The organism is Paenibacillus tepidiphilus, from assembly GCF_008635795.1.
Classification (GTDB): domain Bacteria; phylum Bacillota; class Bacilli; order Paenibacillales; family Paenibacillaceae; genus Paenibacillus_AQ; species Paenibacillus_AQ tepidiphilus.
This window is the reverse complement of the sequence record NZ_VWRQ01000006.1, coordinates 136,242-153,385: the sequence shown is the minus strand read 5'-3', so window position 1 is coordinate 153,385 and position 17,144 is coordinate 136,242. Positions and strand designations below refer to the sequence as shown.

The window sequence follows — 17,144 nt, the reverse complement described above, 5'->3', positions numbered from 1 at the left end:
TGGGTAACAGGCAAGTTTAAAATGTTGTAGAAACTGCAGAAGATGAACTAGAGTTCAAAGCGTTACATGTCATTGGCATGCATGCAGAAGAGTTTTTTATCTACAGGAGAGAAGTGTAGGCATTGGAATAGAATTACACGACTATCCTAAGTTATTTGATTTTGTAGGTTTAAATACTCCTTTGCCCTCATTATCCAGACAGCAATGGCCAGTCCTCCGGTAGAGGGACTGGCCGTTGTACTGAGGATAGGCCAAAAGGCTTGTCAGCCCTTGACGGCGCCGAGCATGGCGCCTTTGGTGAAATGCTTTTGTACGAACGGGTAGGCAATCAGCATCGGCACCGTCGCCACCACGATGACTGCCATCTTGATCGTCTGGGCCGGCGGTATGATGTCGACCGACGTATTGTCGCCCTGCATCCCGCTGGAGACGATAACGATCTGGCGCAGCAGCACCTGAATCGGCCATTTGACGGAATCGTTGATATACAGGATGGCGTTCATATACGTGTTCCAGTAAGCGACGCCATAGAACAGGGACAGGGTTGCGATGGAGGGCAGCGCCAGCGGCAGCATGATTTTGAGAAAGACGCCGAAATCGTTGGAGCCGTCAATCTTGGCCGACTCCTCCAGGCTTTCAGGCAGCGCCTGGAAGAAGTTGCGCATGATGATCAGGTTGAAGGCGTTGATTGCCACCGGGATAATCATGGACCAGTAGGAATCGATCAGGGAGAGCGATTTGACCACCAGGAAGGTAGGGATCATGCCGCCGCTGAACAGCATGGAGAAGACGACCACGAAATTGATGAAGTCACGGCCCTGCAGGTATTTGCGCGACAAGCCGTAAGCCATTAACGCGGTCAGGACCATACTGACGACAGTACCTGCCAGAGTGACGCCTATGGACACGCCAAGGCTTCTGAAGATGGTAGGCGTGGAGAGAATGAAGCGGTAGGCATCCAGCGAGAAGGTGGTCGGGAACAGGACGAATTTCTTCTCGACGATCTCCTGTGTAGTGGCAAAGGAACTGGCAAATACGTTGACAAAAGGTAAAAGACAAATGAGAGCAATGAGAGCCAGCAGGGTGGTATTGACGATGGTGAACAGTTTGCCGCCCATGCTTTCTTTTTTTAATGATGATTGCGCCATGCGGTTATCCTCCTCGTAATCGTTTCATTGACACTGTAACAAGGGGAGGACATTCCGTATATAATCATTAGCTATCGCTTTGAGAGGGGGTGAAATGACGGGCTGCAGCGGACATGCTCTTCAGGTACGATAGGTATCCTTGCACAGGTTCGGGACAGTCAAAAGCGCATAGCGGCGCGGATTGTTGGCCTACAGTAAGTAATGATTATATACGTAATACGCCCGGGCGCCTTAAGCTTGAACCGTAAAGAAACGCGTTCAAGGAGGACGATTCTGGTGAAAGAGGCAAATGTCGCCGCGGTGAAGGGACCTGCATCGCCGGCAAAAAAAACACGGACCATGCAAAACCTGCTGAGTCTGAGAAGAAACAAGCTGTTATATCTGATGATACTGCCGGGATTTGTGTATTTCGTGATTTTCAAATACCTGCCGATGGGCGGGCTGATTATTGCCTTCCAGGATTATCAGCCTTATATGGGGATTGCGGACAGCCCGTGGGTCGGCTTCAAGCACTTCATCCGTTTATTCACGGAGCCAACATTTATGATGCTGCTGCGAAATACGCTGATTCTGTTCGCGCTGAACATCATCATCTTCTTCCCGCTGCCGATCATTCTGTCGCTGATGCTGAACGAAGTGCGGCACAAGGTCTTTAAAAATGTGGTGCAGACGGTCATCTACATTCCGCACTTTATGTCCTGGGTTATCATCGTATCCATTACTTATGTGTTCATGAATGTGGACGGCGGGGTGCTGAATGAGATGATTGCCGCGATGGGCGGTCAGAAGATCAGCTTCCTGACTTCTCCGGAGTGGCTGCGCATTGTCTATATCGGCCAGATTATCTGGAAAGAGCTCGGCTGGTCGACCATTATTTATCTGGCCGCCATTACAGTGGTGGATACGCAGCTGTACGAGGCTGCCGAGATGGACGGCGCAGGCCGCCTGCGCAAAACCTGGCATGTCACCCTGCCGGCCATCCGCCCGGTCATTATCACGCTGCTGATTCTGAAGATCGGCCACACACTCGACCTGGGCTTCGAGCATATGTACCTGCTGCTGAATTCCCTCAACCGCGAGGTCGGCGAAATCTTCGATACTTACATTTATACCGCCGGTCTGAAGAACGGCCAGCTCAGCTTCAGCACCACCGTCGGCCTGTTCAAGGGCGTGGTCGGCCTGATCCTCGTCATGCTGTCCAACAAGCTCGCCAAGAAGATCGGGGAGGACGGGGTGTATTAATTATTTTAACAAGTGGAGGTTACGATGACGGACAAGACAAATTGGGCGGTACGTATGGCAAGCTCCATCATGGAGCGGACGCCGCTGCTGTATCAAGCTAACGAATGGTATCAGGGCAAATGGTCCTATGATTACGGAGTCATTCTGAAGGGCTTCGAGCTGCTGTGGCGGCTGACGGGTGAGGAGAAATACTTCCGGTATATCCGGGACAATATGGATTACTTCATCGGGGAGGACGGCTCCGTCAAGGGCTACCGGCCGGATGAATACAATATCGACCACTTGAATAACGGAAAGCTGCTGTTCTTGCTATATAAGGAGACAGGGGAGGAGAAATACAGGCTGGCGGCCGCCAACCTCAGAGGGCAGCTCAGGCAGCACCCGCGCACTTCTGAAGGTGCGTTCTGGCACAAGCAGATTTACCCGTACCAGATCTGGCTGGACGGACTGTACATGGGCTCCCCGTTCTATCTGGAGTACCTGCTGACCTTCGAAGACGGGCAGGGTCTTGAGGATGTGACGAAGCAGTTCATCCTCTGTGAGCGCCATACCCGAGACGCCAAGACCGGGCTGCTCCGGCACGCCTGGGATGAGCGGCGTGTGCAGCCATGGTGTGACCCGCAGACGGGACAGTCCCCGAATGTCTGGGGCCGGTCGATGGGCTGGTTCGTCATGGCTCTGGCCGATGTGCTGGAGCTGCTGCCGCAGGAGCATATAGATTATGCAGAGCTAACGAGGATGCTGCGCGATACGCTGACGGCCTTGCGCAATAATCAGGACGAAGCTTCCGGCGTCTGGTATCAGGTGGTGAACGAGGGCAGCCGCAAGGGCAATTATCTGGAGGCCTCGGCGTCCAGTATGATTACCTATGCCATCGCCAAGGGACTCCGGCTGGGCGTGCTGGATGAAGGAGGCTGGGCAGAGACGCTGGACCGTGCTTATGCCGGTCTCATAGACGAATTCATCACGGTGACGAAGCGCGGCTGGGTGAATCTGAACAAGACCTGCCAGGTCGCCGGGCTGGGCGGCGATGAGCGCCGTGACGGCACGTATGCTTATTACATCAGCGAGCCGATTATCACCAACGACCAGAAAGGGCTCGGCGCATTCCTGCAGGCCTGCGGGGAGGTTGAAGCGCGGCGGGCTGCCGCCGGGAAGGAGCAGGCGAAGAGCGATGTCAATGTATAATATCGACGATTTCGGTGCGAAGAAGAACAGCGCCGAGCTGTCAACAGCAGCGATTGCAGCGGCCATCGCCGCAGCGGGCGAAGCGGGCGGAGGCACTGTATATGTGCCTTCCGGCACCTACCGCACCGGAGCGATTCTGCTGGGGAGCCATATTGAGCTGCGCCTCAGTCCGGGGGCCGTGCTGGCCTTCAGCTCCGACCCGGCGGATTACCCGGTGGTGGAATCCCGCTGGGAAGGTGTGGCTAGGCAGGTGTACGCCTCCTGTATCTTCGGTGCGAATCTGGAGAATGTGGCCATTACCGGCGGCGGAAGGCTGGACGGCGGAGGAGCGCCATGGTGGGAGAGGCACCGGAACGCTCCATCCGAGCTGGAGTATCCCCGTCCGAAGCTGATCAGCTTCGATAACTGCCGCAGAGTGACGATCAAGGACCTGACACTGGTGAATTCTCCGAGCTGGACGGTCAATCCGATCCGCTGCAGCGATGTAACCATCGATAATCTGTCCATTCATAATCCGGCCGATTCGCCGAATACAGACGGCATTGATCCGGAATCCTGCGTCAATGTGCGCATCAGCAATTGCCATATCGATGTGGGCGATGACTGCATCGCGATCAAGGCAGGGACGGAGGATACCCCGGAGCGCGTTCCCTGCGAGAATATCACCATTACGAACTGCACGATGATTCACGGCCACGGCGGAGTCGTTCTCGGCAGCGAGATGAGCGGCGATATCCGCAATGTGACCATCAGCAACTGCGTGTTCAAGCAGACAGACCGCGGCATCCGGCTGAAATCGCGGCGCGGGCGCGGCGGGGTGGTTGAGGATATCCGCGTCAGCAACATCGTGATGGAGGATGTCATCTGCCCGTTCATCCTTAATCTGTATTACTTCTGCGGCCCGCGCGGCAAAGACAAATATGTCTGGGACAAGAATCCTTATCCGGTTACGGAGGAGACGCCGAATTTCCGGCGCATCCATTTTAACGGCATCACCGCCAGGAACGTGCATGCGGCCGCAGGATTCCTGTATGGCCTGGCCGAGCGCTATGTCTCGGAAATTACCTTCACGGATATCGATATCTCGATGGCCAGGGATGCCGTACCCGGTTATCCGGCAATGATGTCGGGCCTTGAAAAAATGGCGCGGCGCGGCTTCTATCTGGGCAACGTCAAGGATATCCGCTTCCATCAGGTGACGGTTGAGGACCATGAGGGCCCGGCCTTCTATATCGAGAACGGCGAGAATATTGAGATCAAGGACTGCCAGTCGCGCAATACGCGTGTGCCTGAAGAACTGGTACGGCAAGTGACCGTAACGCCTTCGCAGGAGGATTTGAGCGGAGATGAGGGCCAGGCAGGCTGAACAGGAAGGAGAACGACGATGATTACGGATAACGTACTGACCGGGGTGATTCAGAACCCGATTCTCAGAGGCTTTAATCCCGATCCGTGTATTGTCCGGGCGAAGGGGCTGTATTACATTGCGGTCTCCTCGTTCGAGTGGCTGCCGGGTGTGCGCGTATATCAATCAGGGAATCTGGCGGAGTGGGAGCATGCTACCGACATACTGACTCACCAGGTTGATCTGCGGGGCAATCCGAAGAACTGCAGCATCTGGGCGCCGCAGCTGAGCTATCATGACGGCTTATTCTATCTCATCTATACCGATGTCAAAAGCACCAAGCGGCCGTTCAAGGACTGCCACAATTACCTGATCACGGCTCCCGACATTACCGGTCCCTGGTCGGAGCCGGTCTATCTGAACAGCAGCGGCTTTGACCCGTCGCTCTACCACGATGAGGATGGGCGCAAATGGCTGCTGAACGAGATCTGGGATTACCGGATGACAGAGAGTAACAAATCAAGCGGTATCGTCATTCAGGAATATGATCCGCAGCTGGGCCGGCTGACCGGGAAGCCGGTCAAACTCTTTGACTGCACCCCGCTGATGAAGACCGAAGCGCCGCATATTTACAAGCGCGGCGGCTATTATTACCTGATTACGGCGGAAGGCGGTACCGGCAGCGGCCATGCGGTCACCGTGGCAAGGTCCAGGGACCTGCTCGGTCCGTACGAGGTGGACCCGCTTAACCCGATGCTGACCTCCAGCGGCCGTCCGGAGCTGCCGCTGCAATGCGCCGGGCACGGCAGCCTGGTCGAGACACCGGACGGCGAGTGGTACATGGCGCATCTGTGCACGCGGCCGGTGAATGGCGAATATGCCATTCTGGGCCGGGAAACGGCGCTGCAGCAGGTGCGCTGGGACGAAGCGGGCTGGCTGCGCCTGACCGCCGGCGGCAATGCGCCGCTGCTTGCGGTACCGGCGCCGCAGGGGGCGAAGCCTGCGGCGGCCGTGCAGCCGTGCGTGTTCGAGGACGACTTCAGCGGCCCGGCGCTGAAGAAGCACTGGAACACGCTGCGGATCAGCGCCGACGAGCGCTGGTGCACACTGCGCGCCCGGCCGGGGAAGCTGCGCATCTACGCAGGCGAGTCGATGCAGAGCCTGTTCCGCCATCACATCGTGGCGGTACGCCAGACCGATATCAGCTTCCGCGCCGAGACGGAGCTGGAGCATGAGCCGGAATGCTATTTGCAGATGGCCGGGCTCGCGCTCTATCTGAATGAAGACAACTATCTGTACGCCTATACCACCCATGAGGAAGGGTCAGGCAAGGTGCTGCGGCTGATGGGCTGCCGCAGCAACGAGTTCACGGCCGAGCCGGTGATTATACCTGTAACTGCCGGACAACCTCTGCGGCTGGCGGTGGAGGTGCACGGTACAAACGCTCAGTTCCTGTACAGGGTGAGCGGCGCCGGGGAGTGGCAGCCGCTGGGCGCTTCGTACCACATCGGCTTCCTGTCCGGGGGCTTCACCGGCAACTTCGTCGGCATTGCCGCACATGATATGCAGCAGTTCCTCGGCAGCTACGCCGATTTCAGCTATTTCCGCTATCAGGGGCTGGAAGAGTAAGCGCCTGATTATATTAACACACAAGCAGCTATCCTCATGTAATCAGAGGATAGCTGCTTGTGTGTGTTGACCGGCAATCTGCGGCATCGTGGCAGCCAGTCGGGGCGCCGGTTAGAGCTTTCCTGTCGCAGTATCTGCGATGCGAAGGGGCAAGAAGCGAACGGACTGCGTATTCTTCTACTCCCCCTCCGCCATCTTCCGGTAAGCGCGGGGGGTGAGGCCGGAGAGGCGCTTGAACATTTTGCCGAAGTGGGAGAAGTTGTCGAAGCCGGCCAGCTCGGAGACGCGGGTGACGCTGTAATCGCTCTCCCGCAGCAGCCGCTGCGCCTCCTTCACCCGGGTAATATTGACATATTCGCTGAGGCCAAAGCCGGTGACCTCCTTGAACATCCGGCTCAGGTGGCTTTTGCTGATGAAGAACTGCTCGGCCAGCTTGCCCAGCTCCAGCGGCTCGCCGAAGTGCAGGTTGATGTGGCGGACAATGTCCGATACTTTGCGCTGCACCGGCGTCGGCTCGACATCGGGCACGCCCTGGCGCTTCTGCATACTGCGGGCGGTGAACAGCAGCAGCTCACCGGCCATATGCCGGAGGTGGAGCCCGTAGCCGGGCGGCTGCTCGTTCAGCTCTGTGAGCAGCGAGCGAAGCAGCCCCTCGGCATGAAGCCGCTCCTGCAGATTAAGCCGGAGCAGCGGCGACCCTTGGGCAAAGGAGCTTAAGAGCAGCTCCCGCTCGTCCGGCCCGTAGGCTTCAAAGAAGGAAGGCGAGAAATACAGCACCACCCGCTCGTGGCCCGGAATTCCGAGGTCCGAGGTTTTATGTACCGCATCCGAATCGACAAGCACGAGATCCCCGGGATGAACGTGATAGGCCCGCTCCTTGATGAAATAATTGCGTTCCCCGCTGAACAAATAGTACAGCTCATAATGGCTGTGATAGTGGTTGGTGAACATGGAGAAATGGCCGGGTCTGCGGTCAAACTCCAGGTAGAACGGGTCCGGGCTGGCGCCGAAGCGCAGCATATCCGGAAGCAGCTGCAGAGGTATGGCGACCTCCTCCTCTCACAAAGCATCTTCACTTGTTACTATACAAAAAAAGGTACAGCAATAAAAGCGGCATTTGCACTATGTATGCGTTATAATGCGGCGATTCCCCTCCAATGTTATGGTAAGCTGGCGGTAGATAAAGGTTCGCCTGCAACCTGCAACTATAGAGGAGGAAGTCCATTGATTAAACATGACAATCGGGTGGAAGAGCTGCACATTGCATATATTGGAGGAGGCTCACGCGGCTGGGCCTGGGGGCTGATGGGTGATCTGGCGCTGAGCGCGGAGCTGTCCGGCACGGTCAAGCTGTACGATATCGATAAAGAAGCGGCAACCCGCAACGAAGTGATCGGGAACCGGCTGCAGGAACGTCCCGAGGCCGTGGGCCAGTGGAGCTACAAGGCGGTAGATACGATGAAGGAAGCGCTGCAGGGCGCCGATTTCGTCATTATATCCATTGTGCCGGGCACCTTCGGTGAGATGGCATCCGATGTGCATACGCCGGAGAAATATGGAATCTATCAATCCGTCGGCGACACCGTCGGACCTGGCGGTATTGTCCGCGCCCTGCGGACGATTCCGATATTTGCCGAGATTGCCGAAGCGGTCCGGGCCCATTGTCCCGATGCCTGGGTCATCAATTACACCAACCCGATGACCGTATGCACGCGCACCTTGTACGAAGTATTCCCGGAGATCAAGGCGTTCGGCTGCTGCCATGAGGTGTTCGAGGTACAGAAGCTGCTGGCCGATATGCTGGGCGATATGAAAGGAATGACCGGCGTCCGCCGCGAGGACATCAAGACTAACGTGCTGGGGATTAACCATTTTACCTGGATTGACCGCGCGGAGTATGAGGGAATGGATTTGCTGCCGCTGTACAAGGAATTTGTGGATAAATACTATGAAGAAGGCTTCAGTAAGCAGAAAAAAGAGCACTGGATGAACAAATTCTTCGACTCCGCACACCGTGTAAAGTTTGATCTGTTCCGCCGGTACGGTATCATCGCGGCGGCCGGAGACCGCCATCTGGCCGAGTTCTGCGGCAAAGCCTATCTCACTTCCCCGGAGCATATCGACTCCTGGAATTTCGCGCTGACCCCGGTCTCCTGGCGGATGGAGAACCGCACACGGCTGCTGGAGCAATCGGAGCGGATGTTCCGCGGCGAAGAGGAGCTGAGTCTGAAGAATTCCGGCGAGGAAGGGGTGCGCCAGATCAAGGCGCTGCTGGGCCTCGGCGATATGGTGACCAATGTCAACATCCCGAATATCGGACAAATGGGCGGCCTGCCGCTCCACAGTGTAGTAGAGACGAACGCTGTACTGTCGCAGAACCGGATTGCCCCGGTCACCGCCGGCCGGCTGCCGCTGGAAGTGGAGTCGCTGGTGCTCCGCCATGTTGCGAATCAGGAGACGACGCTGCAGGCGGGGCTGCGTAAGGATGCCGATGTGGCTTTCCGCGCTTTTGCCGCCGATCCGCTGGTCGCGATCGACGTGCAGGATGCCCGCAGCCTGATGGACGAAATGCTTCAGAATACGAAGGCGTATTTGCCCGGCTGGAAGCTGGACTGAAATAAGCTTTGAACCAACACATAAGCAAGCGTTGACTGTACAGTGTGCAGCGGCAGCCCCGGGCGGAGATTTTCCGTGCGGGGCTGCCATTTTTTTGAGCGCTGGGGAGTGCATATTGAAGGTATTTTGGGGTGGCTTGGCCTTCCCCGGTGTGCTAACCTGATAATACGCGTACCGTAGCCAGGGATTATAGGTGGAATCCATGCCGGAATGAGGCTGCGGGCGGGCCATTACGGGGATAATCAGCAGCAACGATTGCCGAGGAAGCGCGTATCCTGGCAGCGAAAAGGCCTCTTTGGACACGATACCAAATGATTATATACGTAACACTTGAGCCGCTAGTATGCTTAACCCGAGATTAAACAGGCGGACTAAACGCCGCTTGAATTCCTGCCTCCGCCGTTACTGTATATGAGGCGTGCAGGCAACCCATACGACCAGAAAAGGGGAAGGGACATGAACAAGAAAATCACGCAATTCGCCGCACTTGCGGTCAGCGGTGCACTGCTGCTCAGCGGCTGCGGCGGCAACAACAATAATGGAAATGCGGGCACGGAGCCTGCCGCCGGCAATACCGGAAGCGGAGGGGCCGAAGCGGCCGATACACCCGCCAAGATCAGCTGGATGAATATTCTGCACACCGCCTCGCCGCCGACAGATACCATCCTCAATAAGATAGAGGAAGTAACCAATACCGATCTGGATTTCTCCTGGATTCCCGATGCTTCCAAGGAAGAACGGATCAACACGGCGCTCGCCTCCGACTCGCTGGCGGATATCGTAACTTTGACCATTCTGGAGAATTCTTCGGTGCGTAATGCCCTGAAGGCCGGCGTGTTCTGGGAGGTCAGCCCTTACCTGGACGAGTTCCCGAACCTGGCGACGATCTCGCAGGATATGCGGACCTCGGCTTCTATCGCCGGCAAGCTGTATGGCATTCCGATGCAGAAGGACATCTCCCGGAACGGGGTTATTATCCGCAAGGACTGGCTCGATAAGCTGGGTCTCGCTGTTCCCAAGACAACCGATGAGCTGATGGCTGTTGCGAAAGCGTTTACAGAAGAAGACCCCGACGGCAACGGCGTTAAAGACACTACCGGCTTTATTGACCGCAGTGACCTGGTATTCGGCGCCTTCAAGACGCTCGGCTCCTACTTTGGCACGCCAAGCGGCTGGCATGTGGACGAAAGCGGCAAAGTGACGCCGGAGTTCGAATCCGAGGGCTATGTGAAGGCGATGGATTATATGAAGGCGCTGTATAAGGGCGGCTACATTAACCAGGACTTTGCCGTAACGGCCAAGACGGACCAGCAGCAGGGCTTCTCCCAGGGTAAAGCAGGCATTTATGTCGGAGCGCTGTTTGACAGCAAGAACATGCTGAACTCCGCCAAGGGAATTCAGGATGATATGGAGCTGGTACTCGTTAATGATATTACCTCCACCGGCAATCCGGCCGACCGGGCCATCTGGACGACAAGCAACGGCGTAGGCGGCCTGCTGGCCTTCCCGAAATCGGAGGTCAAGGATGAAGCGGAGCTGAAGCGCATCCTGAAATTCATGGATGACCTGATGTCCGAAGAAATCTACGCATTGATGACCTACGGCATTGAGGGCGTGCACTACAGCGTTGATGCCAATAAAGCGGTGACGATCACGAACCAGGACCTATGGCAGCAGGAAGTGCAGCCGTTCTCCTCGTCGCGTCCGAAGGAGCCGGGCTATGAAATCCATGATTCCGACCCGCTGCGGACCGAGGCCGCCCGTTTGATACATGAGAATGAACAATACGCGGTGCTGAATCCGGTATATTCGCTGGAATCGGAGACGTTCTCCACCCAGGGCTCTGAACTGCAGAAGATCATTACCGACGCTACCTATAAATACATTCTCGACAAAATCAGCCTGGACGACTTCAAGAAAGAGATAGCGAACTGGCGCAAGAGCGGCGGAGACAAGATTATCACCGAATACGAAGCCGCCTATAAAGAGGTAAACGGCTGAGCAACAGCCGGTTATCCGCAGTAAACTGAGCTTTACGCGCACCCGCGCAGCACATCAGAGGGACAATTATGGCATTAACGGATGGGATGATCCGTACCAGATTTGGCTCAATTTGATTGGATGCAGCGGGTGCGCTTTTTGCTATGCATTCTATTAACAGCGGTTTCAGGGTGAAGGGTTCGAAACGTAATTCAATCCGATGAAGGAGGAACTGTTTTGAGAAAAATGCTATCAGGTTTACTGGCCGCTTCCCTGCTGCTGGGATTGCTGCCGGCCGGAGCTCCAGCCGCTGCGGCTTCCGCTGCGCAGGTCTTGCCGCTTCCGGCTTTTCCGGGAGCCGAAGGCGGGGGGATGTATACTACCGGCGGCAGGGGCGGTGCCGTCTATGAAGTGACGACGCTGGCCGATTCCGGGCCAGGCTCGCTGCGTGAAGCGGTGGCCTTGAGCAATACGACTGTCGTGTTCCGGGTGGGCGGTACGATTCATCTGGAATCGCCGCTGAAGATTACCGGCTCGAATCTGACCCTCGCCGGGCAGACAGCGCCGGGCGAGGGGATCACCGTCTCCGACTACTATACCTCCATTGAGGCGGACAATCTGATTGTGCGTTATATGCGCTTCCGGCTCGGCGACAGGCATCCGAGCGAGGACGATGCTTTTGGCGGACGGTACCATAAAGACATCATTATCGACCACAGCTCGTTCAGCTGGTCGGTGGATGAAGTGCTCAGCATGTATGTCAATGAGAATACGACGGTCCAATGGTCCATCGTCTCCGAGAGTATGCTGATGACCTCGCACCAGAAGGGCAGACACGGCTATGCGGGCATCTGGGGCGGCAACAATGCTTCCTTCCATCATAATCTGATCGCCCACAATGTCAGCCGCAATCCGCGGTTTGCCGGTTCGCCGGATTTCCCTACAGATATGTACAACAATATTATTTACAACTGGGGCTTCTTCTCTTCCTATGGAGGCGAGCAGGGCAACTATAATCTGCGGAATAACTACTATAAATACGGCCCCAGCACCTACCGTTCGGTAAGGGAGCAGCTGTTCCTCGGGGTCAGCGCGGATACGCGGATCTTCATCGGCGGCAATATCATGGACGGTTCTCTTGAGGTATCGGCCGATAACTGGCTGGGGGTCGGCGATGTGGCCAATCCCGATTCGGTGCTGAGCGAGCCGGTGGTTATGCCGAACCCGGCTAATCCCGATTCCGCCGAGGTCGCCTACGAGCGTGTGCTTGAAGGTGCGGGAGCCATCCTGCCCCGCAGAGATGCCGTCGATGCGCGGATCGTGAATGATGTGAAGAACCGGACGGGACGGCATATCAATTCGCAGCGGGAGGTTGGCGGATATCCGGAGTTCACTCCGGCGGTATCGGCGCTGGCCGATGGCGACCACGACGGCATGCCGGATGAATGGGAGACGGCGCACGGACTGAATCCGGCCGATCCGGAGGACCGGAACGCCATCCATTCCTCGGGATATACCTATCTGGAGGTCTATCTGAACGGCATTGACGGCAACGGTTCGGCCAATCCGGAAACCACCGTCAGCTCCCCGGCAGATCACACGATTGTGACAGAGGGAGCAGACGTGGAAATTACAGCTGCCGCCACCGATGCGGACGGTACTGTGGCCAGGGTGGAATTTTACCGGAACGATGAGCTGCTGGGTGAGGACAGCACGGCACCGTATACCTTCAACTGGGAGAATGTTCAGGACGGTACCCACTTCCTGACCGTACGGGCCATTGATGACACTGGAACCTCTACGCAATCGGCCAATGTGGCCGTTCACGTCAACAAGGCAGGCAGCACGCTGCCCTGGCAGTCTGCGGATGTGGGGTCTCCGGGTATATCCGGACATACGCAGCTCGGTGCCACAGCCGCAGACGTGACCGTGAAATCGGCGGGCGACATCGGCGGCAGCGCCGACAGCTTCCACTATGCCTATCAGGAGCTGACCGGCAACGGGGAGATCGTGGCCCGTGTCGAGAGCATTACCGCCACGGACGACGAAGCCGAAGGCGGCGTCATGATCCGCGACGGCCTGGACGGATCGGCCCGCTTCGCTGCACTGATGGCCTCGTATGTGAAATACGGGAAGAAGACCATCGCTCTGTCCCGGCAGTCTGCCGGTGGAGCCGCAGTTAAAACAGAACCAGAGGCGTTCATGAATACGCCTTATTGGGTGAAGCTGGTGCGCCTGGGCAATCAGATTACCGCGCTGGCTTCAGATAACGGAACAGATTGGTCAGTGATTGACACCGTTAATCTGTCCTTGCCGGAAACGGTCTATTTCGGGCTGGCGGCCGATGCGGCCAAGGTGGATGACGATGTGCACAAGTACAACGCCACCGTGTTCTCCGGTGCGGCCGTTAACCCGCTGCCTGCGGATTATCCGGTGTCTCCGGTGAATGTAGCGGCGGAAGCCGGTGTTAGATCAGTAAACCTTAGCTGGGATGAGGTTACAGTAGCCGAGAGCTACAATGTGCTGCGCAGCGAAATGCCGGGCGGGCCGTTCACGGCGGTTGCCGCCGGAATTACGGAGAATGCGTACACCGACGCCGACCTGACCGTAGGCAAAACCTACTATTATGTCATTACCGCTGCCAATGCCAGCGGAACCAGCTTCAACTCCGCCGTGGTGAACGCTGTACCGGAAGGGGAGCCGGAAACGGTCTTTTATGTGAATGATGACTTTGAAGCGGCAGCCAATGATGTGACACCGGAAGGCTACACGTTCACACCGAATCCGCCGGATGCGGATCACAAGGTGACGGTGGCTGACATCCCTGCGGCCACAACGGGCAATGACTCGCAGAAAGCGCTGATCGTCTACGACAATGCTGCGGGCAACACGGAGATGATCCGTAAGTTCACGCCGCAAAAGGGTAAGTTCATCCTGGAGGCCGACATTACTTCCCCGGGCTGGCCGGGCACGGCGACGGTACTGAACCTGCAGGATGAAGCGGGCAGCAAGACCGCGCTTTCCTTCCAGCTCCGTAAGCCGACCGCTCCCGTAGCGGAAGGGAATTATACACTGATCTACAAGAGGAACGGCGCCGATTACAAGCTGATGGACCCGCCGGTGAATAATCAGTGGTACAGCCTGAAGCTGATCGTGAACGTGCCGGCGAAGACGGCCGACATCTACATCGACGATGTACTCGTTCAGGATGATGCGCCGCTGGAGTCCGATCTGACGGCGGGCGGCATCGCCCGGATTTCCGCCAAGACGCCGGGCACCGGCAAAGGTACGCTGTATTTCGACAACCTTAAGGTGTACGTGGAGCCGGCAGAGAGTCCTAACGGCCTGAGCGCAACCCCCGGCAACGGCAAAATCAAGCTGGAATGGTCCGCCGCCGATGGAGCGTCCACCTATACGGTGAAACGCAGTACGACGGACGGTGGTCCGTACACGGCGGTTGCTTCTGGCCTGACCGATGTCACCTATATCGACGAGACGGTGCAGAATGACACAGCCTATTATTATGTCGTTACAGCCACCGGATCCACCGGCGAGAGCGGCCCGTCCAACCAGGTGTCGGCAATGCCATCCACGGCTGCGGTGACTCCGGCTGCCCCGCTGGGGCTGACTGCCTCGGCACGCAGTGCGCAGGCGGACCTGCAGTGGCAGGAAGTGGAGAATGCGATCCGGTATACCGTCAAGCGCAGCCTGACTGCGGAGGGACCGTATACGGCGGTGGCTGCCGCCGTTACAGCGGCTTACTTCCGGGATGCCGGACTGACGAACGGTACCACGTATTATTATGTGGTATCGGCGACCGGCATCGGCGGGGAGGGACCGGATTCGGCTCCGGTCGCCTTAACACCGACTGCTCATCTGACCACGCCGTCGGTGTCGGCGCAGTCCTTGCCGAATGCGGCGCAGCTGCAGTGGGAGGCCATTGCCGGAGCCGTCTCCTATGAGGTGAAGCGAGCGGAGACGCTTGAAGGCCCGTATGCTGCCATTGCCACGGTTACGCAAGCGGCATACACCGACGCGGGCCTTGTGAACGGCACGCCGTACTATTATAAGGTGGCAGCCGCGAACAGCAGCACACACAGTCTGGACTCTGCGGCGGCAAGTGTACGGCCCGTGGCTGTCGACGGCAAGCCTGCCGCACCTGCGGGAGTTACGGCCGTCCCGGATGACGCCAGCGTTGCAGTAAGCTGGGAGTCTGTGCCGGACGCCGTGTCCTACACCGTGCGGCGGGGCGTAGCTCCGGCCGGTCCGTTCGAAGCGGTTGCCTCCGGTCTCACGGGCATGTCCTATACCGATGCCGGTCTTGTGAACGGCACCCGCTACTATTATCTTGTCTCCGCAGCGAACGCAGCGGGGGAAGGGCCTTCTTCGGCGATTGCCAGCGAAGTGCCTGCGCCGGTACTGACCGTTGCCAAGGATGGCAGCGGACAGTTCACGAAGGTGCAGGAGGCCATCAATGCCGTCCCGGCGAACAGTACCGTGCCAACGGTTATCAAGATCCGGGACGGCATCTACCGTGAGAAGCTTGACCTTTCGTCCCAGAAGGTCAAGGTGCGGATGATCGGCGAGAGCCGGGAGGGCACGGTGCTGCTGTACGGGGATGCAGCAAGCACGCTGGATGCCAGCGGCAATGCGCTCGGCACCTCGGGCAGCTACAGCTTCCGGGTGCAGGCCAGCGATTTCACAGCCGAGCACCTGACGATCCAGAATGACGCCGGAATCAATGCCGGGCAGGCGGTGGCGCTGTATGCCAACGCTGACCGGCTGGTGTTCAAGGATGTCAGCCTGCGCGGACATCAGGATACGCTGTATGCCAATAACGGACGGCAATATTACCTCGATAGTTATATAGAGGGCACGGTCGACTTCATCTTCGGCAATGCCACCGCCGTCTTCGAGAACAGCACCCTGCACAGCCTCGGCGGCGGATATGTGACAGCGGCCTCCACCGGTGCAGGCAAGCCGGGCTACATCTTCCTGAACTCCCGGGTGACCGCCGAGCCCGGTATTACCGGCGTAGCCCTGGGCAGACCTTGGCGCCCCGATGCCAATGTCGTCTATATCAACAGCTACCTGGGCGGGCATATTGCCCCTGCGGGCTGGAACAACTGGGGCAATGCCGCCAATGAGAAGACGGCCCGCTACGGCGAATTCGCCAGCTCCGGCCCGGGAGCGGCTCCCGCAGCCAGAGCCGGCTGGTCGCAGCAGCTGACGCCGGAGGAAGCGGCGCTGTACATTCCGGCCAGCTTGCTGGCGGGCAGCGACGGCTGGAACCCGGCGGCGCTGCCCGGCCTTGCCGGAAGCAGCCGCGAGCTGGCAGGGCTCACGGTGGACGGCAGCGCTTTGCCCGGCTTTGACCACTCCGTGACGGAGTATACGGTGATCGTCGAAGCTGGCAGCGCGGTTCCCGTGGTAGCAGCCGAAGCCATAGCGGCTGCGGCAACGGTCACGGTAGAGCAGGCGGCAGCGCTCCCCGGCACGGCCGTGATTACGGTCACCGCACAGGACGGCAGCGCGCAGGTCTATACCATCAAGTTCACGGTGAAGGAGCCTGAAGTTACAGACACCGAGCCTCCGATCCTCCGGCTGACAGTCGACAAGCCGGTGCTTAAGGCCAAAGGCCACCGGATGGAGCGGATTCAGGTTACGGCCGATGTGTATGATGCCGATTCAGGGGTGGCCGCGGTAACCCTGCTGTCCATCACCAGCAATGAACCGGACAACGGCCAGGGAGACGGCAACACCGACAATGATATTCAGGGCGCAGCCTACGGCACTGCCGACTTTGACTTCGAGCTGCGCGCCGAGCGTTCGGGCAAGGGCAGCGGCCGGATCTATACCATCACCTATGAGGCGGTGGATGGAGCGGGCAACCGGACCACGGCAACGGTAACGGTAAGGGTCGAGCATTAGAAACCTTTAGATCACAAGAAGCCTTTCCACGCTGAATGCGGGAAAGGCTTCTTTGTTGGAGTCGC

The 17,144-nt window shown here is 57.9% G+C and carries 9 protein-coding genes; 7 read left to right on the top strand and 2 right to left on the bottom strand.

The features are described 5' to 3' along the window. Positions 1-263: 263 nt before the first annotated feature. Complete coding sequence (locus tag F1379_RS09940; protein WP_150269059.1) at positions 264-1,148, bottom strand: carbohydrate ABC transporter permease; 885 nt, start codon at positions 1,146-1,148, stop codon at positions 264-266. 339 nt (positions 1,149-1,487) lie between these two features. Here F1379_RS09940 and F1379_RS09935 point away from each other — a divergent pair, with 339 nt between their 5' ends. Genes F1379_RS09935 through F1379_RS09920 form a run of 4 tightly spaced genes read left to right on the top strand, consistent with a single transcriptional unit; the run spans position 1,488 to position 6,552 of the window. Beyond that, entirely contained in the window at positions 1,488-2,390 is a 903-nt protein-coding gene (locus F1379_RS09935) for an ABC transporter permease (protein ID WP_150269306.1), read from the top strand. 24 nt (positions 2,391-2,414) lie between these two features. Beyond that, positions 2,415-3,578, top strand: coding sequence for a glycoside hydrolase family 88/105 protein (locus F1379_RS09930; protein WP_150269057.1), 1,164 nt, complete (start codon positions 2,415-2,417; stop codon positions 3,576-3,578). After that, positions 3,565-4,944: a glycoside hydrolase family 28 protein gene (locus F1379_RS09925; RefSeq protein WP_150269054.1), complete on the top strand. Its 1,380-nt coding sequence runs from the start codon at positions 3,565-3,567 to the stop codon at positions 4,942-4,944. Before F1379_RS09930 ends, F1379_RS09925 begins: the two co-directional genes overlap by 14 nt. 18 nt (positions 4,945-4,962) lie before the next feature. Next, the gene (locus tag F1379_RS09920; RefSeq protein WP_150269052.1) at positions 4,963-6,552 is read left to right on the top strand and encodes a glycoside hydrolase family 43 protein; all 1,590 of its coding nucleotides are present in this window, start codon (positions 4,963-4,965) and stop codon (positions 6,550-6,552) included. 177 nt (positions 6,553-6,729) lie between these two features. Here the strand turns inward: F1379_RS09920 and F1379_RS09915 are convergent, their stop codons facing one another. After that, a complete protein-coding gene (locus F1379_RS09915) occupies positions 6,730-7,572 on the bottom strand; it encodes a helix-turn-helix domain-containing protein (protein ID WP_338046130.1) in 843 nt (280 codons plus the stop codon). Positions 7,573-7,779: 207 nt separating this feature from the next. On the opposite strand from F1379_RS09915, the gene F1379_RS09910 reads away from it, so the two are divergent. From F1379_RS09910 to F1379_RS09900, 3 genes are all read left to right on the top strand, one after another. Next, positions 7,780-9,168, top strand: a complete 1,389-nt coding sequence (locus tag F1379_RS09910) for a family 4 glycosyl hydrolase (RefSeq protein WP_203457081.1) — start codon at positions 7,780-7,782, stop codon at positions 9,166-9,168. 456 nt (positions 9,169-9,624) lie between these two features. Further along, complete coding sequence (locus tag F1379_RS09905) at positions 9,625-11,169, top strand: extracellular solute-binding protein (RefSeq protein ID WP_150269046.1); 1,545 nt, start codon at positions 9,625-9,627, stop codon at positions 11,167-11,169. 225 nt (positions 11,170-11,394) lie between these two features. Further along, positions 11,395-17,079, top strand: a complete 5,685-nt coding sequence (locus F1379_RS09900; RefSeq protein WP_239004627.1) for a pectinesterase family protein — start codon at positions 11,395-11,397, stop codon at positions 17,077-17,079. Positions 17,080-17,144 lie beyond the last annotated feature (65 nt).

Bases quoted from the DNA above. Each gene is read 5' to 3' on its own strand.
- F1379_RS09905 (WP_150269046.1), top strand. From the start codon at position 9,625: ATGAACAAGAAAATCACGCAATTCGCCGCACTTGCGGTCAGCGGTGCA.
- F1379_RS09900 (WP_239004627.1), top strand. From the start codon at position 11,395: ATGCTATCAGGTTTACTGGCCGCTTCCCTGCTGCTGGGATTGCTGCCG.
- F1379_RS09930 (WP_150269057.1), top strand. From the start codon at position 2,415: ATGACGGACAAGACAAATTGGGCGGTACGTATGGCAAGCTCCATCATG.
- F1379_RS09940 (WP_150269059.1), bottom strand. From the start codon at position 1,148: ATGGCGCAATCATCATTAAAAAAAGAAAGCATGGGCGGCAAACTGTTC.
- F1379_RS09935 (WP_150269306.1), top strand. From the start codon at position 1,488: ATGCAAAACCTGCTGAGTCTGAGAAGAAACAAGCTGTTATATCTGATG.
- F1379_RS09925 (WP_150269054.1), top strand. From the start codon at position 3,565: ATGTCAATGTATAATATCGACGATTTCGGTGCGAAGAAGAACAGCGCC.
- F1379_RS09920 (WP_150269052.1), top strand. From the start codon at position 4,963: ATGATTACGGATAACGTACTGACCGGGGTGATTCAGAACCCGATTCTC.
- F1379_RS09915 (WP_338046130.1), bottom strand. From the start codon at position 7,572: ATGCTGCGCTTCGGCGCCAGCCCGGACCCGTTCTACCTGGAGTTTGAC.